Source organism: Psychroflexus torquis ATCC 700755, from assembly GCF_000153485.2.
Classification (GTDB): domain Bacteria; phylum Bacteroidota; class Bacteroidia; order Flavobacteriales; family Flavobacteriaceae; genus Psychroflexus; species Psychroflexus torquis.
The window spans coordinates 175,334-198,181 of the sequence record NC_018721.1; the positions used below are offsets into that span (position 1 = coordinate 175,334).

A 22,848-nucleotide genomic window follows, 5' to 3' on the forward strand; every position below is an offset into this window, starting at 1 on the left:
TAGCATCGACTATAATTCCCTTTTTAACAATGATGTTGTGAGCTTCCAATTGTGCATTAATGATGCTGAATAACTTCTCAAAAGTTTTAGTTTGGTTAATGCAGTTCTAAACCTACTAAGAGTACTATGATCTGGCGCAACTTCATCTATATTCATCCCACAGAAATAATCGAAAGAGATACTGTCGTTCAACCTATCTTCTACTTCATAATCACTCAATCCATACCAACTTTACAAAAGACACATTTTAAACACTAGTAGACCGCTATAGGAAGATTTATCTACAACACTTTTACCTCTAGAATAATCAGCGTCTATTAGCTCTTCGATGTTATCCCAATCGATTAACTCATTTATTTGGCTGAAAAACGTTCTTTTATTTTTCTTGATCGCAAATCACAAATCATGTCTGCAAAAGTAGGCTGTTTCTGTAGTTTCATATATTAAAAACAAGACTTAATACCTTTGTATACAGAAGATTAAGGTGATTTAAAAACTTTATTTATTTATTAGATTTCACCTTTCAACAGTCTGTCATCGGTAATAAAGTGCCTTAATTTATCATATATGCTGTTCATCTGCAAAATCCCACCCTCTAACGATCCTCTAATTACACTCAACGAATATTAAATTAATTTATCCTAAAGGTTTTTAGTTTTAAAAGATTATAAAATATAAAAACCATGAAAACAATTATTCTTTCAATCGCTATTATCGCATATAGTTTTAGTTCTATAGCGCGAGATGAACAGTCACCAATAGATATCTATCTTGGCACGGCGGCTGATTTTATACTATTTACAGGAGCCGAAGCAATCGCTAATACTGGAATTTCGGACATTACCGGTGATGTTGGATCACACGTAGGAGCGATAGCTGGGTATGGACCACCTACAATTTTAGATGGAACTATACAAAACACCAATTCTATTACTGCACAAGCTTTATTAGTTTTAGCATCAGGAAGTTCTTATGAAATTGCAACAGATATTTCTACGAGAAACATAAATGCAGCAGGATACAATCTAGTAGATGGAGATATTTGGGGATCTTTTAGTTCACCCGAAATGAAAGTATTACCTGTTTCTGATACAAATCCCGTTTTAAGTAATATTGAATTGTCCAGCAGTGAAACATTCTGTGCAACCCAAGCTACAGCGGATTTGATAACTTTATACAACGAATTAATAGCATATCCAGGCGGAGTAACTCACCCTCTAGTTTTTGGTAATGGAGAAGTTTTGTCTCCCGGAGTCTATGACATAGGTGGAGCACAATCTATTTCTGGAACACTTACAATGGATGGAGGTGGAGACCCAAATTCCTTGTTTATTATTAGAGGCCCTGGGGCATTCACTACAGTAGCGGGTTCAACTGTAGTATTGACAGGAAATGCAAAACCAGAAAATATATTTTGGGTGAGTAGTGCAGCCATGTCTACGGGCGCTAGTACCATAATGAAAGGTACATTGGTTGGTGGAGGTGGTGGTGCTGGAGCAGTGTCATTAGGTGCCAATACCAACCATGTAGGAAGGATGTTTACAAAGTTAGGTGCAGTAAGCGTAGGTGCAAGCTCTATTCTTGCTATCCCAACGGGTACTCCTTTTTTTAATTTAAGAAGTCTTTCCACATTTGTAATGTGGTCCTCTGGTGGTGCGCTTTCAGATTCTGCAAGTTCTGACATCACAGGAGATGTTGGTACTGCATCAGGAGCCCTTGCAATTGCTGGGACTCATAATGGAGCAGTGTATCATCCAGGTATAGACTATTGCGCGCTAAATCCTACCATTTGGATTGGTGAAGTTTCTACAGTTGCTGAAAATATAAATAATTGGACTAAGGGTTTCCCTAACAGAGATATTGATGTTGTAATTAATATCACACCAAATGATCCCATTTTTTCAGAGAATATAGAAATTCAAAATTTATCGATCGCTACCGGTGCCAGTGTCTCACAAGCCAATGAATCACAAATTGATGTTTATGGTGATTTTCAAAATAATGGCACCTATAATCCAGGAAATTCAACTTTGGCATTTAAAGGAGATGAAATTCAAAATTTTTCTACAAATAATACTATATCAGTGTATAACTTGACTATTGATAACGACAATAGCTTAAACCTATTATCTGGTAATGTTGATGTGTTCAATAGTCTAAATTTAACGACTGGTGATTTAATTACAAATTACGACCATACTATTCCTGGTAATAACCTAGTAACTTTTAAATCTAGTGCTACTAACACAGCTATTATTAGTGAAATTAAAAATAGTAATACTGTCGTTGGTGAAGTTATGATTGAGCGTTATATTCCTATGCGAAATAGAGCTTTTAGATTCATGACTACTTCTGTAACCACCACAACTTCCATAAAGGATAATTGGCAAGAAGGAGTTAACAATACAGTTAATGATTACGAACAGAATTTAAACCCAAATACTGGTTACGGCACACACATTACAGGTAGTACAACCGGCGATAATGGATTTGATGCCACCTTCACAGGAAATCCATCTCTTTTTGAATGGGAATCACAAAATGGAAGTTGGTCAACAATCTTAAACACAGATACTAACACTTTAGAAGCAGGTAAAGCCTACGGAATTTTGATTAGGGGTGATAGAGCTACAAATATTTATGTAAATAATAATTCTAGAGGTGGAGATACAAACTTAAGATCTTTGGGGATTATTTTAACTGGTGATGTAAACATAGATGCCGATTTAAATCCTAACCCAGATGGCTTTTCTTTAATTGGTAATCCATACCAAGCTGAAGTTGATATGAAAAAAACTCTAGCAAATAGTTCAAAACATTTGGACAAGAAGTTTTATTATGCTTACAGACCAAATTTGGGTACTAGAGGGGGTTTTGTCGCAGTTGATTTAAATGCTAATCCAGTAGAAGGCGTTCCTAATGATCCCACTGACGAGAATACAATTGCAGCAAAGTTCCGTTATTTACAGGTTAATCAATCTGTATATGTTCAGACTGATCAAAACATTCAACCAACCCAAGTCCCTTTATTGACTTTTAAAGAAAAATTTAAAACAGACCAATCTTCAACTAATGTAGTTTTCAGAGATGTTCCTACCTCAAAAGTAGATTTAAATATCTTCAGCAATTCTAATAATAAATTGATGGATGGTGTAAGATTTAAATTTGATGCTACTTACGATGAAGAAGCTGGTACTGATGACGCTTTAAAATTCTGGAATGATGATGAAACTATAGGAATTCAATCTGATGGAAATTATTTAGCTATCGAAAAAAGGCCTTTTCCTAAAGACGAAGATATATTTAGTTTTTGGATTGGCAATTACAGAGATATAGATTATATCATGAATGTTGAAGTTGAAAGTATGTCAGATTATGTTATCTTTTTAAAAGACACTTACACTGAAGTGGATCATCAATTGAATGAAGGTGAAAACGATATTGCTTTTAGCATTGACTCTTCAGTTCCAGCTTCAATAAATTCAGATCGATTTAAAATTCAGTTTGAGAAAACCACCCTAGGTACATCACAAAATGAGATGGCAGGAAGTTCACAAATTTATCCAAATCCTTCAAATTCTGGATTTGCTTATCTTTTACATAATCCAGATTTCAATAGTGAATTAAAGGTTTCTGTTTTCAATATACTAGGACAAAGTATAGCAATTCCAAAAGATCGCCTGTCTTCTTCAGAATTAAAATTGAACACTAGCAGTCTTAACTCTGGAATTTATTTGATTAAGTTGACCTATCAGACTCAGACTACTACCCACAAATTAATTATAGAGTAGCAAAACTCAGACTACGAGGGTAACAACTCTTTGATGTTTTATATTCCAATAGCTGAATGCGAAGCATGATGCATAGCCTCCTCATCTTGAATCACTAAAATTTGGGGAGATTGGTGCAAAACTTGAAAACGACGAGTAAGTTCATTGGAGGTGTCTCTATTTGCTATTAAATCGAGATACAACATTTCAATATGCTCATTGGTAAAATCTATGTTATTTTGAAACTGATACCAAACCATATTGCTGATTTCATAAGACACTGAATGCTTAAAATCACAACTAGTCTTTCTTTAGAAAGTTGTTCTACAGCATCGAGCTGGGAGAGGTCTTCTAGTTGACGCCTAAATAATACCAAATTAGACCTATAATGACGCAATAAATTGTTTCTTTTTCGCCTGCTTTTCATCAAAAATAATTACCGTAGCTAAGGCTATGCTAGTTATTTTTGATTTCAATCAATCAAAAAATAATTCAATTTATTCATACGGCATTATAAATATAATTTGGTATAACTCCCCATTAAAGCCGTATGACCTCTAATATGTTGAGCCTCCATTTTCTGGTCTTTAATAAGCAGATACTCTATCGTTTTTATCTCTCCAAAATATGGAGCAAACAATAAAAGATTAAAGCCTCATTCACCTTTAGAGTTAATCAATATTGCTTTTTTTCAACCTTATAAAACTTGTCAATCAAAGTAATTCGATATCATCTTACTAAGAATACGAAATAATAGAACAAGGACTACAAACAAAGCTATAGCAACGATATAATCGAAAAAACATTAACTTTATGAAGAAATAATAATGAATTATAAGCATTTATTAGTAACATGTATTTTCATCTTATCGATAAATTTGTGGAAAGTTTTTTATTATGAAAATTTTAATTTTTACTAGTGTTATTTTAATCTCAAATTTATTTTCAATAAATACTTATTCTCAGGATATAGATTTGGATTGCGACTGTGATTATGTCATTGATAGTTCTGATGAAAAATGGTCTAATGGTACTTTAAACTCCTATGATGGTGCAACAACAAATTTAATTGGTAGCAATACCAACTTTGACAGTGGTCTTATTAACGTTTCTATTGGTAGTGTCCATAGCGAGCTCTATTTTTTATAAAAGATTTATACATACAAATCATGAATAATTTACGATTTACAACAACAATTATTAGTTTTATAATAAGTCTTGCCTCACTGGAGGCATCAGTTATTAATTCTATCACTGAAGGTGATATTGTAACTAATAACCCTACTCATAATGTGTCGGTGTCAGAAATGACGATATTTCCTGTTTCTGGTACAGACCCCGTCTTATCTAATGCCGAATTGTCCAGCAGCGAAACATTCTGTGCAACCCAAGCTGCAGCGGATTTGATAACTTTATACAACGAATTAATAGCATATCCAGGCGGAGTAACTCACCCTCTAGTTTTTGGTAATGGAGAAATTTTGTCTCCCGGAGTCTATGACGTAGGTGGAGCACCATCGATTTCTGGAACACTTACAATGGATGGAGATGGAGACCCAAATTCCTTGTTTATTATTAGAGGCCCTGGGGCATTCACTACAGTAGCGGGTACAACTGTAGTATTGACAGGAAATGCACAACCAGAAAATATATTCTGGGTGAGTGGTGCAGCCATGTCTACGGGCGCTAGTACCATAATGAAAGGTACATTGGTTGGTGGAGGTGGTGGTGCTGGAGCAGTGTCATTAGGTGCCAATACCAACCATGTAGGAAGGATGTTTACAAAGTTAGGTGCAGTAAGCGTAGGTGCAAGCTCTATTCTTGCTATCCCAACGGGTACTCCTTTTTTTAATTTAAGAAGTCTTTCCACATTTGTAATGTGGTCCTCTGGTGGTGCGCTTTCAGATTCTGCAAGTTCTGACATCACAGGAGATGTTGGTACTGCATCAGGAGCCCTTGCAATTGCTGGGACTCATAATGGAAGAATCTATTTTCCAGGTGTAGACTATTGTGCATTAAACCCTACGGTTTGGACTGGTGATATTTCTACTGATGCCGAAAATGTAAATAATTGGACTAAAGGTTTACCTGACAGAGATATCGATGTTTTGATCAATATTTCAGTTAATTATCCCACTTTTTCTGAAGATGTAGAAATGAAAAATTTGTCAATAGCAACTGGCGCCATTGTCTCACAAACCAATGAATCACAAATTGATGTTTATGGTGATTTTCAAAATAATGGCACCTATAATCCAGGAAATTCAACTTTGGCATTTAAAGGAGATGAAATTCAAAATTTTTCTACAAATAATACTATATCAGTGTATAACTTGACTATTGATAACGACAATAGCTTAAACCTATTATCTGGTAATGTTGATGTGTTCAATAGTCTAAATTTAACGACTGGTGATTTAATTACAAATTACGACCATACTATTCCTGGTAATAACCTAGTAACTTTTAAATCTAGTGCTACTAACACAGCTATTATTAGTGAAATTAAAAATAGTAATACTGTTGTTGGTGAAGTTATGATTGAGCGTTATATTCCTATGCGAAATAGAGCTTTTAGATTCATGACTACTTCTGTAACCACCACAACTTCCATAAAGGATAATTGGCAAGAAGGAGTTAACAATACAGTTAATGATTACGAACAGAATTTAAACCCAAATACTGGTTACGGCACACACATTACAGGTAGTACAACCGGCGATAATGGATTTGATGCCACCTTCACAGGAAATCCATCTCTTTTTGAATGGGAATCACAAAATGGAAGTTGGTCAACAATTTCCAACACAAACGAAAACACTTTAGAAGCTGGTAAAGCCTACGGAATTTTGCTTAGGGGTGATAGAAATACAAATATTTATTCAAATAATTCAGTTGTGGGCGGTGATACAAGATTGAGATCTTTGGGGACTATTTTAACTGGTGATATGAACATAGATGACGATTTGAATCCTAACTCAGAAGGCTTTGCTTTAATTGGTAATCCCTACCAAGCTGAAGTTGATATGAAAGCAACTCTAGCAAATAGTTCAACACATTTGGGCAAAAGGTTTTACTATGCTTATAAACCAAATATTGGTGATAGAGGTGGTTATGTTACAGTTGACTTAGATTCTGAACCTGTAGAATACATTCCTGAAGTTTCTTCAAACAACAATACGAATTCAGAAAAATTCCGCTTTTTACAAGTCAATCAAGCAGTATTTGTTAAGACTGATGAAAATCTTCAACCAAATGAAGTCCCTTCATTGACTTTCAAAGAAGAATTTAAAACAGACCAAACTTCAACTAATGAAGTTTTCAGAGTCAATTCTAACTCAAAAATAGATTTAAATATCTTCAGTATCTCTAATAATGAATTGATGGATGGTGTGAGATTCAAATTTGATACTACTTACGATGAAGAAGCTGGTCCTGATGATGCTTTAAAATTCTGGAATGATGATGAAACTATCGGAATTCAATCTGATGGAAAGTATTTAGCTATCGAAAAAAGGCCTTTTCCTAAAGACGAAGATGTATTTAGCTTTTGGATTGGCAATTACAGAGATGCAGATTATATCATGAACGTTGAAGTTGAAAACATGCCAGATTATGATGTCTTCTTAAGAGATACTTATACTGAAGAGGATCATCAATTGAATGAAGGTGAAAACGATATTGCTTTTAGCATTGACTCTTCAATCCCAGCTTCTGTAAATTCAGATCGATTTAAAATTCGGTTTGAGCAAATCACCCTGGGTACTTCAAAAAATGAGATGACAGCTAGTTCACAACTTTATCCAAACCCTTCAAATTCGGGATTTGCTTATCTTAAGCATAATCCAGATTTCAACAACGAATTAAAGGTTTCAGTTTTCAATATGGTAGGACAAAATATAGAAATCCCAAAAGACCGTATCTCTTCTTCAGAACTAAAACTGAACACAAGCAGTCTTAACTCTGGAATTTACCTGGTTAAGTTGACCTATCAAACTCAGACTACTACTCACAAATTAATTGTAGAGTAAAAACTCAAACTAAGAGGGTAACAACTCTTTGATATTCGTATGGCTGAATGTGAAGCATGATGCACGACCTTCTTATTTTGAATCACTAAAATTTGAGGAGATTGGTGCAAAACTTGAAAACGACGAGTAATTTCGTTGGAGATGTCTCCATTTGCTATTAAATCGAGATACAACATTTCAATATGCTCGTTGGTAAAATCTATGTTATTTTGAAACTGGTGCCAAACCATATTGCTGATTCCACAAGACGCTGAATGCTTAAAATCACAACTAGTAGTTTTTCTTCAGAAAGTTGTTCTACAGCATCGAGCTGGGAGATGTCTTCTAGTTGACGCCTAAATAATACCAAATTAGACCTATAATGACGCAATAAATTGTTTCTTTTTCGCCTGCTTTTCATCAAAAATAATTACCGTAGCTAAGGCTATGCTAGTTATTTTTGATTTCAATCAATCAAAAAATAATTCAATTTATTCATACGGCATTATAAATATAATTTGGTATAACTCCCCATTAAAGCTGTATGACCTCTAATATGTTGAGCCTCCATTTTCTGGTCTTTAATAAGCAGATACTCTATCGTTTTTATCTCTCCAAAATATGGAGCAAACAATAAAAGATTAAAGCCTCATTCACCTTTATAGTTAATCAATATTGCTTTTTTTCAATCTTGTAAGACTTGTCAATCAAATTAATTCAAAACCGTCCCACTACGAATACGAAATAGAACTAGGACTACAAACAAAGCTATAGCAACGATATAATTGAAAAAACATTAACTTTAGTAAGGAAAATAATAATGAATTATAAGCATTTATAGGTGACATGTAATTTCATCTTATCAATAAATTTGTAGAAATCTTTTATTATGAAAATTTCAATTTTTACTATTGTTATTTTAATCTCGAATTTATTTTCAATAAATACTTATTCTCAGGATATAGATTTGGATTGCAACTGTGATATAGAAATTACTAGTAAGAATGATGAATTACCAGGAGGTGGTAATTCATACGATCTTACTAGAAATAAAACTATTTGCTTTATAGGTGAATTTGACTACAAAATAGATTGGGCCAAGCTTGGAGATAATGTAACACTATGTGTAGGCGAAGAAGTAAAATTTAAATCCAAAGGATTATATTTTGAAGGTTCTAAAACCATCTATAATTATGGTGAATTTGAATACGGCCAATCCTTAAAACTAGATGAAAACTCAGAAGTCGTCAACTATGGTGAGATGGAGTCTAAGTTTGGTTTTGAAGGAGGCTCTTTAAATAATTTAAATGGCGCTGAACTAAGTATTGAAGGTTATAGTCACTTCAGTTCTGGAAGTCTTTTCAATGATGACTCTTCTACCTTTGAACTGAAGCAAAAAGGATATATCAGTTTAGGAACAAACATGGTTTTTGAATCTCGGGGAGAATCTGAATTCGAAGGAGATATCGATAATAATGGTCGATTAACATTATCCGGAAAGACTGAATTCAAAAAAAAATTAATCAATAATGGATTCGCTACATTGTCAGGTGAATTAGAATTTGAAGAAGGTTACAATAGCAACAGTCCTCAAGCTGTGACAGAAGCCAATAGTTTTCTTGAAATTGATGGTGAAGTCAACTTATGGAAAGGACATCTAGAAGCCAGTGCTGGTTTAGAGTTTGGAGGTGAAACCACTGTTGATGAAGGGGCATCAATTCATTTCTTAGGAAGTGCTAAGTTTGATGAGCTTACTTTAAGAGGTGAACTATATACTGAGCTCAACTGTAACACCTTAGAAATTAAAAAAGCGAAAGGATGGGGTGGTAAAATCAGTGCAAATTCAGCAAGTACGATATCTGTAAAAAACTTGAACAAACTACCATCCGATTGGATACTTCAAGGTAATGTTACTTCAGAAAAGTGTAATACTAATGGAGAAATTGTGGTTTGGCTGGGAGCAAAATCCTCCGATGCAAAAGACAAAGACAACTGGTCAGCTAAAATAAAAAACAAAAGTGTCCTAATTCCAAAGACTAATTACAATCCTGTTTTCAGTAAAAATGCTAGTTTATTCAATGTTATCATTAAAGAGGGAGCCGTTCTTACCAATTTAGCTGAAATTGAAATCAAAGGCAACCTATTTTCTAAAGGAGATTTAACTCAATAAATGGAAACTTTTCTTTTAAAGGAGCTGGAATTCAGTATTTTTCTACAGATAGTACTACTTCAGTATACAACTTGACTATCGATAACAGCCACAGCTTAAATCTTGTATCTGGTAATGTTGACGTGTTCAATAGTTTAAATTTAACGACTGGTGATTTAATCACAAATTATGACCATAGTATTCCTGGTAATAACCTAGTAACTTTTAAATCTAATGCCACTAACACAGCTATTATTAGTAAAATTGAAAACGGTAATACTGTCCATGGTGAAGTTATGATTGAGCGTTATATTACTATGCAAAACAGAGCTTTTAGATTTATAACCACTTCTGTAAACACCACAACTTCCATAAATGAAAACTGGCAAGAAGGTGTCAACAATACTGTTAATGATTACACAGAAAATAAAGACCCAAATCCTGGTTACGGCACACATATTACAGGCAGTACAACTGGCGTTAATGGACTTGATGCCACACCCACTGGAAATCCATCTCTATTTTCTTGGGATTCACAAAATGGGAGTTGGTTAACAATTTCCAACACAAACACAAACACTTTAGAAGCTGGTAAAGCCTACGGAATTTTGATTAGGGGTGATAGAGGCACAAATATGTATTTAAATAATTTAGCTAAAGGCGATGATACAAGGTTGAGATCTTTGGGGACTATTTTAACTGGTGATGTAAACATAGATAACGATTTGAATCCTAACTCAGAAGGCTTTGCTTTAATAGGCAATCCATACCAAGCTGAAGTTGATATGAAAGCAACTCTAAAAAATAGTTCAACACATTTGGACAAAAGGTTTTACTATGCTTATAAATCAAGTATTGGTGATAGAGGTGGTTATGTTACAGTTGACTTAGATTCTGAACCTGTAGAACACATTCCTGAAGTTCCTCTTAACAACAATATGGGTCCGGAAAAATTTCGTTTTTTACAAGTCAATCAATCTGTATTTGTTCAGACTGATGAAAATCTTCAATCAAATGAAGTCCCTTCATTGACTTTTAAAGAAGAATTTAAAACAGACCAAACTTCAACTAATGAAGTCTTAAGAGTCAATTCTAACTCAAAAATAGATTTAAATATCTTTAGTATCTCTAATGAGAAATTGATGGATGGTGTGAGGTTTAAATTTGATACTGCTTACGATGAAGAAGCTGGTCCTGATGATGCTTTAAAATTCTGGAATGATAATGAAACTATCGGAATTCAATCTGATGGAAAGTGTTTAGCTATCGAAAAAAGGCCTTTTCCTAAAGACGAAGATGTATTTAGCTTTTGGATTGGCAATTACAGAGATGCAGATTATACCATGAACGTTGAAGTTGAAGGCATGCCAGATTATAATATCTTTTTAAGAGATACTTACACTGAAGTAGATCATCAATTGAATGAAGGTGAAAACGATATTGCTTTTAGCATTGACTCTTCAATCCCAGCTTCTGTAAATTCAGATCGATTTAAAATTCGGTTTGAGCAAATCACCCTGGGTACTTCAAAAAATGAGATGACAGCTAGTTCACAACTTTATCCAAACCCTTCAAATTCGGGATTTGCTTATCTTAAGCATAATCCAGATTTCAACAACGAATTAAAGGTTTCAGTTTTCAATATGGTAGGACAAAATATAGAAATCCCAAAAGACCGCATGTCTTCTTCAGAACTAAAACTGAATACAAGCAGTCTTAACTCTGGAATTTACCTGGTAAAGTTGACCTATCAAACTCAGACTACTACCCACAAATTAATTGTAGAATAGCAAAACTCAAACTAAGAGGGTAACAACTCTTTGATGTTTGATAGTCGTATGGCTGAATGTGAAGCATGATGCACGACCTTCTTATTTTGAATCACTAAAATTTGAGGAGATTGGTGCAAAACTTGAAAACGACGAGTAATTTCGTTAGAGATGTCTCTATTTGCTATTAAATCGAGATACAACATTTCAATATGCTCATTGGTAAAATCTATGTTATTTTGAAACTGGTGCCAAACCATATTGCTAATTCCACGAGACACTGAATGCTTAAAAATTGGGTCAAGATTTATTTTAGGGGGTTTCGTTTATCTTAGCCTTATAAAATAATAGAATTTGAGTCTAGATTTAGTTAGTTATTTATTGCCAGAAGGTATCTTAGAGTACTTTGATATTACAAAACATGAGTCTACTGAAGATAAGATTCATTTTTATTTGGAAGAGAAAAATACACTACCCCAAGACTATGAATCGGAACTCTCTCATTCCAAAGGTTTCTCCCCTGAAATAATAATTGAGGATTTTCCACTCAGAGGAAAATCAGTATTACTTCACATAAAACGTAGGCGCTGGACGCTTGTTGATACAGGTAAGATTGTAAAAAGGGATTGGGATTTAATAGCAAAAGGCACTCGTATCACCAGCAAGTTTGCCTCTTTTTTAAAAGGTATCGCTTGATACCCACGCTGTGAGTGCCAAGCGTTTTGGAGATTATTATAAAATCAATGGTAGGGTTCTTCAATATCATTACAAAAACCATCTTAGCGATTTTAAAGATTGGATACAAAAAGAACATGCACAAGATTGGCTACTCTAACCAGAGAATATCGGCACCTATTTAAGTCTAGACGAAACCTCTTTATCTAATGGTGAGCTATACACCATCTTAACCAACAAGAATGCTCAGGGTAAAAAAGGGAGTATAGTTGCTATTGTAAAGGGAACTAGAGCCATTGATGTCATTAATATACTCCATAAGATCCCTCTAGAGAGACGAAATGTGATAGAAGAAGTTACAGTTGATATGGCAGGTAGCGTGAATTTAATTGCTAAAAAATGTTTTCCTAAAACAGAACTAGTTACCGATAGATTTCATGTCCAAAAATTAGCCTCAGAAGCAGTACAAGAAGAGCGTATAAGATTAAGATGGGAAATCATAGAGCAAGAAAATAATGCTATACTAGAGGCTCGTAAGAAAGGACGTACATATAAGTATGAACTTCTGAGCAATGGAGATACGCACAAACAACTACTCGCTAGAAGCAGATATTTATTATTTAAATCCAAAACAAGATGGACCGTAGAACAGAGAGAAAGGGCTGAAATTCTATTTAAATTATACCCAAGCATTGAAAAAGCATACAATTTAGCGCAAGGATTAACCTATATCTTTGAAAACAATACACATAAAGATAAAGATATTGCCAGATTAAAGTTAGCACATTGGTATGATAAAGTTGAAAAATCTCAGTTCAAATCATTTAGTACGATTGCCAGGTCAATCCAAATGCATTATGTACCCATATTAAATTACTTTAACAATAGAAGCACTAACGCTTCAGCAGAATCTTTTAATGCTAAAATTAAAGAGTTCAGAGCGCAGTTTAGAGGTGTTAGAGATGTGAAATTCTTTCTATATAGATTAACTAAATTATTTGCTTAATGGGGACTGCTCCCCTAAAATAATGTTTGATCCTAAAAGTCACTACTATTTTTTCTTCAGAAAGTTGTTCTACAGCATCGAGCTGGGAGATATCTTCTAGTTGACGCCTACATAAAACCCCATTAAAGAGGTATGACCTCTAACATCTTGAGCTTCTATAATCGGGACTTTAGTAAGCAAGTACTCTATCATTTTTATCTCTCCAAAATATCGAGCAAACAATAAAGGAGTAAAGCCTCGCCCACCTTTAGAGTTAATCAATATTGCTTTTTTTTTCAACCTTGTAAAACTTGTCAATCAAATTAATTCAAAATCATCTCACTGCGAATGCTAAACTAGTAGAACAAGTACTACAAACAAAGCCATAGCATCGATATAATTGAAAAATTATCGACTTTATAAAGAAATAATAATGAATTATAAGCATTTATAGTAAATATGTTTTCTTACGTTATCGATAGATTCGCAAAAATTTTAATTATGATAATTATAAATTTTATTACTAGTGCCAATATTGATCTCTATACTTTCAATTCTTTTTTTACAAAAAATTAATACATACAAATAATGAAAAATTCACTATTTACAACAGCAATTATTAGCTTTTTAATAAGTTTTGTTTCACTGGAGGCATCAGTTATTAATTCTAATACTAAAGGTAATATTGTGAACACTACTTCTATTAGTCATATGTTAGTGCCAGAAATGATGATATTACCCGTTTTTGATACAAATCCCGTCTTATCTAATACACGACTGTCTAGCGTTGAAACATCTTGTGCAAATCAACTTGTTGCGGATTTGATAGCTTCACACGCCGAGTTATGGGGGCTAACAAGCACAGCATCTCACGGTGCAGCTTTTGTTAATGAAACTTTATCTCCTGGAGTCTATGATGTAATTACAGCAGCAACAATTTCTGGAACACTTACATTAGATGCAGGTGGAGATCCAAATGCTTTGTTTGTTATTAGAGTCGTTGGGGCATTATCTACAGCAGTTAATACAACTGTAGGATTGACAGGAAATGCAAGGCCAGAAAATATATTCTGGGTTGCTAACGGAGCTATTTCTACGGGCGCTGGTACCACAATGAAAGGTACTTTGATTGGAGGACCTCCGGGTGATGCAGCAGTGTCATTAGGTGCAAATACAAACCATGTAGGAAGGATGTTTACATTGGGAGGTGCAGTAACTTCTGGGGCAACCGGCACTATTCTTATTATTCCAACAGGTACTTCCGTTATTAATTTAAAAAGTCTTTCCACATTTGCAATGTGGTCCAACCTTGGTGCGATTGCAACTGGTGCGGATTCAAATACCACAGGAGACATCGGTACTTTTGCAGGAGCTATATCATTTGGTGCTAATAGTATTCATAATGGTACTGTATATAGTCCAGGTTCAGACTTTTGCGCATTAATCCCTACCGTTTGGATTGGTGAAGTTTCTACTGTTGCTGAAAATATAAGTAATTGGACTAATGGCTTCCCTGACAGAGATATTGATGTTCTAATCAATATCACACCAAATGATCCCATTTTTTCAGAGAATTTAGAAATGAAAAATTTGGTGATCGCTATTGGTGCTAGTGTCTCACAAACCAATGAATCTCAAATTGATATTTATGGTGATTTAGAAAATAATGGCACCTATAATCCAGGGAACTCAACTTTGGCATTTAAAGGAGATGGAATCCAGAATTTTTCTACAGATAATACAATTTCAGTCTATAACTTAACTATCGATAACGACAACAGTTTAAACCTATTATCTGGGAATGTTGATATATTCAATAGTCTAAATTTAACGACTGGTGATTTAATCACAAATTATGACCATACTATTCCTGATAATAACCTAGTAACTTTTAAATCCAATGCTACTCACACAGCTATTATTAGTGAAATTAAAAATAGTAATACTGTCCATGGTGAAGTTATGATTGAGCGTTATATTACTATGCAAAACAGAGCTTTTAGATTTATGACCACTTCTGTAAACACCACAACTTCCATAAATGAAAACTGGCAAGAAGGTGTCAACAATACGGTTAATGATTACACACAAAATAAAAACCCAAATCCTGGTTACGGCACACATATTACAGGCAGTACAACCGGCGTTAATGGACTTGATTCCACACCCACTGGAAATCCATCTCTATTTTCTTGGGATTCACAAAATGAAAGTTGGTTAACAATTTCCAACACAAACATTAATACTTTAGTAGCTGGTAAAGCCTACGGAATTTTGATTAGGGGTGATAGAGATACAAATATTTATTCAAATAATTTAGTCATGGGCGGTGATACTAGATTGAGATCTTTGGGGACTATTTTAACTGGTGATGTAAACATGGATAATGATTTGAATCCTAACTCAGAAGGCTTTGCTTTAATCGGCAATCCCTACCAAGCTGAAGTTGATATGAAAGCAACTCTAGCAAATAGTTCAACACATTTAGACAAAAGATTTTATTACGCTTATAAACCAAGTATTGGGGAAAGAGGTGGTTATGTTACAGTTGATTTAGATTCTGAACCTGTAGAACACATTCCTGAAGTTCCTCTTAACAATAATATGGATTCGGAAAAATTTCGTTTTTTACAAGTCAATCAATCTGTATTCGTTCAGACTGTTAGTGACCTTCAACCAAATGAAGTACCTACACTGACTTTTAAAGAAGAATTTAAAACAGACGATACTTCAACTAGTCAAGTCTTAAGGGTCAATTCTAACTCAAAAATAGATTTAAATATCTTCAGTAACTCTAATAATGAATTGATGGATGGTGTGAGATTTAAATTTGATGCTACTTACGATGAAGAAGCTGGTCCTGATGATGCTTTAAAATTCTGGAATGATGATGAAACTATAGGAATACACTCTGATGGAAATTATTTAGCTATCGAAAAAAGGCCTTTTCCTAAAGACGAAGATGTATTTAGTTTTTGGATCGGTAATTACAGAGATCTAGATTATACCATGAACGTTGAAGTTGAAGACATGCCAGATTATGATATCTTTTTAAGAGATACTTACACTGAAGTGGACCATCAATTGAACGAAGGTGAAAATGATATTGCTTTTAGCATTGACTCTTCAATTCCAGCTTCTGTAAATTCTGACCGATTTAAAATTCGGTTTGAGCAAATCACCCTAGGTACTTCACAGAATGAGATGGTAGCTAGTTCACAACTTTATCCAAACCCTTCAAATTCAGGATTTGCTTATCTCAAACATAATCCAGACTTCAACAACGAACTAAAGGTTTCAGTTTTCAATATAATAGGACAAAATATAGAGATCCCAAAAGACCTTTTGTCTTCTTCAGAACTAAAGCTGAATACAAGCAGTCTTAACTCTGGAATTTACTTGGTTAAGTTGACCTATCAAACTCAGACTACTACCCACAAATTAATTATAGAGTAGCAAAGTTCAAACTACGAAGGTAACAATTCTTTGATGTTTGATAGTCGTATGGCTGAATGTGAAGCATGATGCACGACCTCCTTATTTTGAATCACTAAAATTTGAGGAGATTGGTGCAAAACTTGAAAACGACGGGTAATTTCGTTAGAGATGTCTCTATTTGCTAATAAATCGAGATACAACATTTCAATATGCTCATTGGTATAATCTATGTTATTTTGAAACTGGTGCCAAACCATATTACTGATTCCACAAGACACTGAATGCTTAAAAATCACAACAAGTTTTTCTTCAGAAAGTTGTTCTACAGCATCGAGCTGGGAGATATCTTCTAGTTGACGCCAGATAAAATTAGATTCTGAAGTTGACTCTTCTTGTTGTGTTGACTTCGTATTAAATAGTTTATCAAAAAAACCCATTGAATGTATATATATATAAAATTAAAAGTTATTCAGTTTTTGACGAGTAATACCAATTTAGTTTTAAATGTTGCATTAAAAATTTGAATTATACTACGACGTAGCTCAGCACAGGTTTTTTACTTAGTTGATGAAAAAAATATAAGCATAACAGTAGCTATGGTTATATTTTATGACAATTATTAAGTGAAAAAGAAACTCATTTTATACGACATTTGAATGCTAATTTAGTATAAACCTCAATGTATTGAAGTTTACTCGTCAAATTTAAGACAAAAAGTAAACAGTTACTTATATTTGCAAAGTTAAAATATCTAGAGATAGAATGAGCGAAATTGCGGAGAAGAGAATCATTTCTGAAAAAGAAATACAGAAATTAAACAAAAAATATAAGACTTTAAATTTAATAGATCGCATCAAAGCTTTGTATGAAGATTTTGATGAATCAGAGATAATGCTAACAAGCTCTTTTGCAGCAACTTCAGCATTCTTATTGAAATTATTTTCTGAAGTAAATACAGATCAGATTATTTACTTTATTGATACAGGCTATCATTTTGATGAGACTATAAAATACAAAAAACAACTTTCTGAAACTTACAATCTCAATGTAAAATCTGTTAAAGCTTTGGCTCATGAACATGAATTTACGACCAAAGACAAGACCTGGTCCGAAAACCCAGACCTCTGCTGCTCTATTAATAAAGTAAAACCTCTAGAGGTGATTAAAAATAAATACACAGTCTGGGTATCAGGATTGATGGAATGGCAAAGTGACCATAGAAACTCACTAGATATTTTTGAACAAAGAGGTGACATCCTTAAATTTTATCCTCTTGTAGATGTGAGCAAACAACAAAGAGACGATTTTATAAAAGCACATGATTTACCCTTTCACCCTTTGGTGAGTAAAGGATATAATTCTATCGGTTGTCAACACTGCACTGTTCCTGGAGAGGACAGAAGCGGTCGCTGGAACAATAACCCTAAAACAGAATGTGGATTACACCTATAAAAAAAAAGCTTCATTTGAAGCTTTTTTTCTTTATAACCGAGTTTGTTTTTTAAAGTAAAGTTGTAGGACAAACATAGTTGCTTGTTGGTATCTCATCTTCTTCAAGGATTTCCTCAAAGCCACCTACAACATCCACAACATTGTCAAAACCTCTCTGCTTAAGAATAGATGCTGCTATCATACTTCGATACCCTCCTTCGCAATGCACTATAAATTCTCCTTTTGGAAATTCAGATAAATGCTTATTTAAAAGGTTTAAAGGTATGTTCTCAGCACCTACCACGTGTTGAGATTGGTATTCACTCGACTTTCTAACATCAAATACTTTAACATGATCAGCCATTTTTTTCTTCAATTCTGAAACTGTAAGTCTATTGATATGATCAACTTCTTTACCTGAATTAACCCAGGATTCTATTCCACCTTTCAGATAACCGATAGAATGATCATATCCCACGCGTGCAAGTCTTATGATGCTTTCTTCCTCATTTCCTGAATTGGTAACTAATAAAATCTGCTGTTTTATATCTGGAATCAACTCTCCGACCCATTGTGCAAAATTATTATCTAAACCGATATTTATACTGTTAGGAATAAAAGCCTTGTGGAAATCTTTAGCCTCTCTCGTGTCAAGTATTAAGGCCATAGTTTCGTTGGCGACAGCTTCAAAAGCATTAGGCTCTAAAGGCTTCTCTCCCCTCTCTATGATATCATCAATACTTTCGTAGCCTTGTATATTCATCAGCACATTTTTGGGAAAATACCCAGGAGGTGGAATTAATCCTTCAAGTAATTCTTTTATGAATTCCTCTTTAGTCATATCTGCTCTTAGTGCGTAATTAGTCTCTTTTTGATGACCTAGTGTGTCAGTAGTCTCCTTACTCATCATTTTACCACATGCACTCCCAGCACCATGATTAGGATAGACTATCAAATCATCTGACAATGGCATAATTTTATTTCTAAGAGAATCAAAAAGATGAGCTGCTAGTTTTTTTTCAGTAAGATCAGCAATCACATGTTGCGCTAGATCTGGACGACCTACGTCGCCAATAAATAAAGTATCTCCTGTAATAATACCATGATTCTTTCCGGTTTCATCTATGAGTAAATAAGTCGTCGACTCCATTGTATGTCCAGGGGTATGAATCGCTTTAATCGTATACTCTCCAACTTTAAATTCTTGATTATCTTCAGCAATAACTGCTTCAAAATTAGGTTGAGCAGTAGGACCAAAAATAATATTGGCTCCTGTTTTTTTAGCTAAATCTAAATGACCACTCACAAAATCAGCGTGAAAATGGGTTTCAAAAACATACTTTATTTTAGCAGCGTCTACGTTGGCCTTGTCGATATAAGGCTGGACCTCTCTCAACGGATCAAAAATCGCTGCTTCCCCATTACTTTCTACATAATAAGCCGCATGAGCTATACATCCTGTATAAATTTGTTCAACTTTCATAATTACAGTTTTAAAATTATACGGCTAAATTAAGAGATATCTGAAAAATTAAATGAAACAAAAGTTACAAATATACTGGAAATGAGTGAAGTATGATATATATCAGTTTCTGCGAAACTAATATAGAATTGATTTTCTAAATTGACTAGGCGTCATACCTTCCTGTTTTTTGAATTGAGTAACAAAATAGCTAGAACTATTAAAACCAGTAGAAAAAGCTATTTCAGATAGCTTGGATGAGGTTGTTCTTATAAGTTTTTTTGCTTGTTTTAATCGCTCACTATTCAAATACTCCATCGGGGTTTCACCCAGAGTGTTTTTGAAGCTTTTGTAAAAATGAGATTTGCTCATACAAGCCTTGTCAGCCAAATCCTCGACCGTAATATCATCTTTATAATATTCTCTAATATATTTTAGGACAAAAGCCATTCTATGGTTATCAAACAAATAAGAATTTTCATCTAGTAAGGCTCCTCGAGCATTGGTTTGGAGTAGACGGAGTATGAGCTCTTTTATCATAACATCCAATAGCGCGTCTTTAGACTTGTGCCCACTGCTAAAAGTTTGCAAAAGCCTCTCTAGAAGATGTTGTACTTGAGTATTATTATTTAGGTGTAACGGAGATAAGTTAAGGTTTGAGCCTAAAGTAAAACTTTCTTCTATTTCAGTTGCATTTTGGTATACATCTATAGTTTCTTGAATTTTTTGAGAATCAATTCCTAGCGCCATACATCGAGTAGGAGAATCTAAGGTTGCATCTGGGAAATCAATGATCATTTTCTTTTTAGCTGGAAGTACGACAGACTCTCCGGGTAAAAAATCAAAAGTAGCCTTGTTTTTTAAATGAATGATTTTTCTTCCAGAAATCATACTTGCAATAATAGGACATTCAAACTCTAGATAAACCTGTTTCGCTTTTTTATGTGTTTCATAAATATTCATTTCGGCAAATTCAGCAGAATAAACTGTTCTGTTTTCTACTAAAGTTTCAATCTTTCTATAATTTATATGATTGTGCAAAGTTGAATCTAAGGACATTTTAAATAAATAGATTAATGATATTTAAAGATAGTATTATTATATTTTAAATAAAATTTATAGTCTATTTTTAACTAATTCTAATTTTTAAACATATAATATTATGAATCACTCAAAACCAAAATTCAAAGAAAAGTATGGCAACTATATCAATGGAGAGTTTGTAGATCCTATTGGAGGTCAATATTTTGAAAACACGTCACCCACCAACAATCAATTGATTGCAAAATATCCACGATCTCAGAAAGAAGATGTAGAAAAAGCAGTAGATGCAGCCAATGCCGCAAAAGTGGCTTGGGGAAATACATCGGCAGCTCATAGAGCTTCTATTCTTCAAAACATTGCTGACGTTATAGAGGAAAATTTAAACGAATTTGCGGCAATAGATACTTACGATAATGGTAAAGCCATTAGAGAAACTGTGAATGCAGATATTCCCTTGGCTGTAGATCACTTTAGATACTTTGCTTCTGTGATAAGAGCGGAAGAAGGAAATGCTACAGAACTCAATGAAAATACACTTTCATTAATCATAAAAGAGCCTTTAGGTGTCGTTGCTCAAATTATACCTTGGAACTTTCCAATGCTTATGCTCGCATGGAAAGTAGCACCTGCACTAGCTTCTGGGAATTGTGTAGTTTTAAAACCCGCAGAACAAACACCAAGTTCAGCAACTTTCCTTATGGAAAAAATTGGTCATTTATTACCGCCTGGTGTTTTAAATGTCATCCATGGTTTTGGTCCTGAAGCCGGTAAACCATTAGCTTCAAGTTCAAAAGTTAATAAGGTTGCATTTACTGGCGAAACCACCACTGGTCAATTAATTATGCAATATGCATCCAAAAACCTCAACCCAGTGACTATGGAATTGGGTGGGAAATCTCCAAACGTATTCTTTAATTCTGTCATGGATCATGATGATGCGTTTTTGGATAAATGCATCGAAGGGGCTGTTCTTTTTGCCTTTAACCAGGGAGAAGTTTGTACATGTCCATCGCGACTTTTAGTTCAAGAAGACATTTATGACAAGTTTGTGGAACGTGTTGTAGAGCGTACAAAAGCAATTATACAAGGAGACCCATTCAACATGAATACTCAAGTAGGTGCTCAAGCGTCCAACGATCAATATGAAAAGATTTTATCTTATATGGATATTGGTAAAAAAGAAGGTGCCAAAGTGCTTTGTGGTGGAGAAGCTTTCAAAGCTAGTGGAGAATATGCTGATGGTTTTTATATTCAGCCAACTATCTTGGAAGGTCACAACAAAATGAGAATTTTCCAAGAGGAAATTTTTGGTCCAGTACTCGCAGTATGTAAATTTAAAGATGAAGCTGAAGCTTTGGAAATTGCCAACGATACACTTTATGGGCTAGGTGCTGGAGTATGGACACGAGATGCCCATCAACTATATCAAATTCCAAGAGCTATAAAAGCTGGTAGAGTATGGGTCAACTGCTACCACGATTACCCAGCTCATGCACCATTTGGAGGTTATAAAAAATCTGGATTTGGTAGAGAAAATCACTTGATGATGCTCAATCACTATCGCCAAGCTAAAAACATGCTTATTTCTTATGATAAAAATAAGCTTGGATTCTTTTAGATTTAATTTGGTATCAGTCAATTTAAAATCATATTCAACATGCGCCTTGACTTTTTAATTTATTCTAATTTTATTTGTGGAAATTTAAAAAGTTGAGATGTATGTTTTAATCCTATTAGAACAGAAATATTATGGCGTATACTAGAGTTGATATAACTGAAAATGCTGAAAAAGCATTAAAGGAGTTGAAATTAAAGCATGGGAGTGTTATTTTCCATCTAAGTGGTGGCTGTTGTGACGGCTCATCACCCATGCTTTTACCTAAAGAAGACTTTTACTTAGACGAATCTGATATTTTTATGGGCGAAATTGGAGGAGTTAAATTTTACATGAACGAAGCTCAATTTGAATATTGGAAACATACTCACCTTACCATTGATATAACAGAAGGTCGAGGTTCTAGCTTTTCACTAGAAATACCCGAAGGCTATAGATTTGTTGTTAAATCTAGATTATTGACTAAAGAAGAAGAGCACCATTTTAATAAATGACCTTGG

General features: G+C 34.1%; 21 protein-coding genes. 12 read left to right on the top strand and 9 right to left on the bottom strand.

Going from position 1 to position 22,848, the window contains the following annotated elements; all coding sequences use genetic code 11:
- Positions 1–9 precede the first annotated feature (9 nt).
- A complete protein-coding gene (locus P700755_RS19785; protein ID WP_157609231.1) occupies positions 10–219 on the bottom strand; it encodes a transposase in 210 nt (69 codons plus the stop codon).
- 464 nt (positions 220–683) lie between these two features.
- Here P700755_RS19785 and P700755_RS18555 point away from each other — a divergent pair, with 464 nt between their 5' ends.
- A complete protein-coding gene (locus P700755_RS18555) occupies positions 684–3,791 on the top strand; it encodes an ice-binding family protein (protein ID WP_015022839.1) in 3,108 nt (1,035 codons plus the stop codon).
- Between the two features lie 38 nt (positions 3,792–3,829).
- On the opposite strand, the gene P700755_RS20480 is transcribed toward P700755_RS18555, so the two are convergent.
- The gene (locus P700755_RS20480) at positions 3,830–4,030 is read right to left on the bottom strand and encodes a monothiol bacilliredoxin BrxC family protein (protein ID WP_245535980.1); all 201 of its coding nucleotides are present in this window, start codon (positions 4,028–4,030) and stop codon (positions 3,830–3,832) included.
- 637 nt (positions 4,031–4,667) lie between these two features.
- Here P700755_RS20480 and P700755_RS00725 point away from each other — a divergent pair.
- Positions 4,668–4,919: a hypothetical protein gene (locus tag P700755_RS00725; RefSeq protein WP_041758094.1), complete on the top strand. Its 252-nt coding sequence runs from the start codon at positions 4,668–4,670 to the stop codon at positions 4,917–4,919.
- A gap of 20 nt (positions 4,920–4,939) precedes the next feature.
- Positions 4,940–7,801 carry an ice-binding family protein gene (locus P700755_RS00730; RefSeq protein ID WP_015022840.1) on the top strand — a complete coding sequence of 954 codons (2,862 nt, stop codon included), beginning with the start codon at positions 4,940–4,942 and terminating at the stop codon, positions 7,799–7,801.
- On the opposite strand, the gene P700755_RS00735 is transcribed toward P700755_RS00730, so the two are convergent.
- Positions 7,780–8,031 (bottom strand): monothiol bacilliredoxin BrxC family protein, encoded by a 252-nt coding sequence (locus P700755_RS00735; RefSeq protein ID WP_245535981.1) that lies wholly within the window; start codon positions 8,029–8,031, stop codon positions 7,780–7,782. The genes P700755_RS00730 and P700755_RS00735 overlap by 22 nt on opposite strands.
- Positions 8,001–8,201, bottom strand: a complete 201-nt coding sequence (locus P700755_RS20485; protein ID WP_245536064.1) for a hypothetical protein — start codon at positions 8,199–8,201, stop codon at positions 8,001–8,003. Before P700755_RS20485 ends, P700755_RS00735 begins: the two co-directional genes overlap by 31 nt.
- 468 nt (positions 8,202–8,669) lie before the next feature.
- On the opposite strand from P700755_RS20485, the gene P700755_RS20490 reads away from it, so the two are divergent.
- Both P700755_RS20490 and P700755_RS20495 read left to right on the top strand, forming a co-directional pair.
- On the top strand, positions 8,670–9,950 hold the full coding sequence (locus P700755_RS20490) for a hypothetical protein (RefSeq protein ID WP_015022841.1): 1,281 nt from the start codon (positions 8,670–8,672) through the stop codon (positions 9,948–9,950).
- Positions 9,951–10,021: 71 nt separating this feature from the next.
- Positions 10,022–11,719, top strand: a complete 1,698-nt coding sequence (locus tag P700755_RS20495) for a T9SS type A sorting domain-containing protein (protein WP_015022842.1) — start codon at positions 10,022–10,024, stop codon at positions 11,717–11,719.
- Between the two features lie 11 nt (positions 11,720–11,730).
- On the opposite strand, the gene ytxJ (P700755_RS00750) is transcribed toward P700755_RS20495, so the two are convergent.
- The gene (gene ytxJ, locus P700755_RS00750) at positions 11,731–12,009 is read right to left on the bottom strand and encodes a bacillithiol system redox-active protein YtxJ (RefSeq protein WP_342626352.1); all 279 of its coding nucleotides are present in this window, start codon (positions 12,007–12,009) and stop codon (positions 11,731–11,733) included.
- Positions 12,010–12,052: 43 nt separating this feature from the next.
- On the opposite strand from ytxJ (P700755_RS00750), the gene P700755_RS00755 reads away from it, so the two are divergent.
- The 3 genes from P700755_RS00755 to P700755_RS00760 are packed head-to-tail and all read left to right on the top strand — an operon-like array spanning position 12,053 to position 13,379.
- Entirely contained in the window at positions 12,053–12,394 is a 342-nt protein-coding gene (locus P700755_RS00755; RefSeq protein WP_015022843.1) for an ISAon1 family transposase N-terminal region protein, read from the top strand.
- A 10-nt stretch (positions 12,395–12,404) separates the two neighbouring features.
- Positions 12,405–12,533 (top strand): hypothetical protein, encoded by a 129-nt coding sequence (locus tag P700755_RS21170; RefSeq protein ID WP_425357612.1) that lies wholly within the window; start codon positions 12,405–12,407, stop codon positions 12,531–12,533.
- 9 nt (positions 12,534–12,542) lie between these two features.
- On the top strand, positions 12,543–13,379 hold the full coding sequence (locus P700755_RS00760; RefSeq protein ID WP_051007913.1) for an ISAon1 family transposase: 837 nt from the start codon (positions 12,543–12,545) through the stop codon (positions 13,377–13,379).
- 96 nt (positions 13,380–13,475) lie between these two features.
- Here P700755_RS00760 and P700755_RS00765 read toward each other — a convergent pair whose 3' ends face one another.
- Entirely contained in the window at positions 13,476–13,640 is a 165-nt protein-coding gene (locus tag P700755_RS00765; protein WP_169314456.1) for a hypothetical protein, read from the bottom strand.
- Positions 13,641–13,946: 306 nt separating this feature from the next.
- Between P700755_RS00765 and P700755_RS00770 the strand changes: the two genes are divergently transcribed.
- Positions 13,947–16,814, top strand: a complete 2,868-nt coding sequence (locus tag P700755_RS00770) for an ice-binding family protein (protein WP_015022844.1) — start codon at positions 13,947–13,949, stop codon at positions 16,812–16,814.
- A gap of 11 nt (positions 16,815–16,825) precedes the next feature.
- On the opposite strand, the gene ytxJ (P700755_RS00775) is transcribed toward P700755_RS00770, so the two are convergent.
- Complete coding sequence (gene ytxJ, locus P700755_RS00775; RefSeq protein ID WP_015022845.1) at positions 16,826–17,233, bottom strand: bacillithiol system redox-active protein YtxJ; 408 nt, start codon at positions 17,231–17,233, stop codon at positions 16,826–16,828.
- A 325-nt stretch (positions 17,234–17,558) separates the two neighbouring features.
- Here ytxJ (P700755_RS00775) and P700755_RS00780 point away from each other — a divergent pair, with 325 nt between their 5' ends.
- Entirely contained in the window at positions 17,559–18,248 is a 690-nt protein-coding gene (locus P700755_RS00780; protein WP_015022846.1) for a phosphoadenylyl-sulfate reductase, read from the top strand.
- 49 nt (positions 18,249–18,297) lie between these two features.
- Here the strand turns inward: P700755_RS00780 and P700755_RS00785 are convergent, their stop codons facing one another.
- Together P700755_RS00785 and P700755_RS00790 are read right to left on the bottom strand one after the other, a co-directional pair.
- Positions 18,298–19,710, bottom strand: a complete 1,413-nt coding sequence (locus tag P700755_RS00785) for an MBL fold metallo-hydrolase (protein ID WP_015022847.1) — start codon at positions 19,708–19,710, stop codon at positions 18,298–18,300.
- A gap of 117 nt (positions 19,711–19,827) precedes the next feature.
- Complete coding sequence (locus P700755_RS00790) at positions 19,828–20,748, bottom strand: AraC family transcriptional regulator (RefSeq protein WP_015022848.1); 921 nt, start codon at positions 20,746–20,748, stop codon at positions 19,828–19,830.
- Between the two features lie 103 nt (positions 20,749–20,851).
- On the opposite strand from P700755_RS00790, the gene P700755_RS00795 reads away from it, so the two are divergent.
- Positions 20,852–22,351, top strand: a complete 1,500-nt coding sequence (locus P700755_RS00795; RefSeq protein WP_015022849.1) for an aldehyde dehydrogenase family protein — start codon at positions 20,852–20,854, stop codon at positions 22,349–22,351.
- A 131-nt stretch (positions 22,352–22,482) separates the two neighbouring features.
- Positions 22,483–22,842 (top strand): DUF779 domain-containing protein, encoded by a 360-nt coding sequence (locus tag P700755_RS00800; RefSeq protein WP_015022850.1) that lies wholly within the window; start codon positions 22,483–22,485, stop codon positions 22,840–22,842.
- Positions 22,843–22,848: the final 6 nt, after the last annotated feature.

Coding starts and splice junctions, on each gene's coding strand:
- P700755_RS00770 (WP_015022844.1), top strand. CDS start 13,947: ATGAAAAATTCACTATTTACAACAGCAATTATTAGCTTTTTAATAAGT.
- P700755_RS00795 (WP_015022849.1), top strand. CDS start 20,852: ATGAATCACTCAAAACCAAAATTCAAAGAAAAGTATGGCAACTATATC.
- P700755_RS00780 (WP_015022846.1), top strand. CDS start 17,559: ATGAGCGAAATTGCGGAGAAGAGAATCATTTCTGAAAAAGAAATACAG.
- ytxJ (WP_015022845.1), bottom strand. CDS start 17,233: ATGGGTTTTTTTGATAAACTATTTAATACGAAGTCAACACAACAAGAA.
- P700755_RS00800 (WP_015022850.1), top strand. CDS start 22,483: ATGGCGTATACTAGAGTTGATATAACTGAAAATGCTGAAAAAGCATTA.
- P700755_RS20485 (WP_245536064.1), bottom strand. CDS start 8,201: ATGAAAAGCAGGCGAAAAAGAAACAATTTATTGCGTCATTATAGGTCT.
- P700755_RS00735 (WP_245535981.1), bottom strand. CDS start 8,031: ATGGTTTGGCACCAGTTTCAAAATAACATAGATTTTACCAACGAGCAT.
- P700755_RS00785 (WP_015022847.1), bottom strand. CDS start 19,710: ATGAAAGTTGAACAAATTTATACAGGATGTATAGCTCATGCGGCTTAT.
- P700755_RS00790 (WP_015022848.1), bottom strand. CDS start 20,748: ATGTCCTTAGATTCAACTTTGCACAATCATATAAATTATAGAAAGATT.
- P700755_RS00725 (WP_041758094.1), top strand. CDS start 4,668: ATGAAAATTTTAATTTTTACTAGTGTTATTTTAATCTCAAATTTATTT.
- P700755_RS18555 (WP_015022839.1), top strand. CDS start 684: ATGAAAACAATTATTCTTTCAATCGCTATTATCGCATATAGTTTTAGT.
- P700755_RS20480 (WP_245535980.1), bottom strand. CDS start 4,030: ATGGTTTGGTATCAGTTTCAAAATAACATAGATTTTACCAATGAGCAT.
- P700755_RS00730 (WP_015022840.1), top strand. CDS start 4,940: ATGAATAATTTACGATTTACAACAACAATTATTAGTTTTATAATAAGT.
- P700755_RS20490 (WP_015022841.1), top strand. CDS start 8,670: ATGAAAATTTCAATTTTTACTATTGTTATTTTAATCTCGAATTTATTT.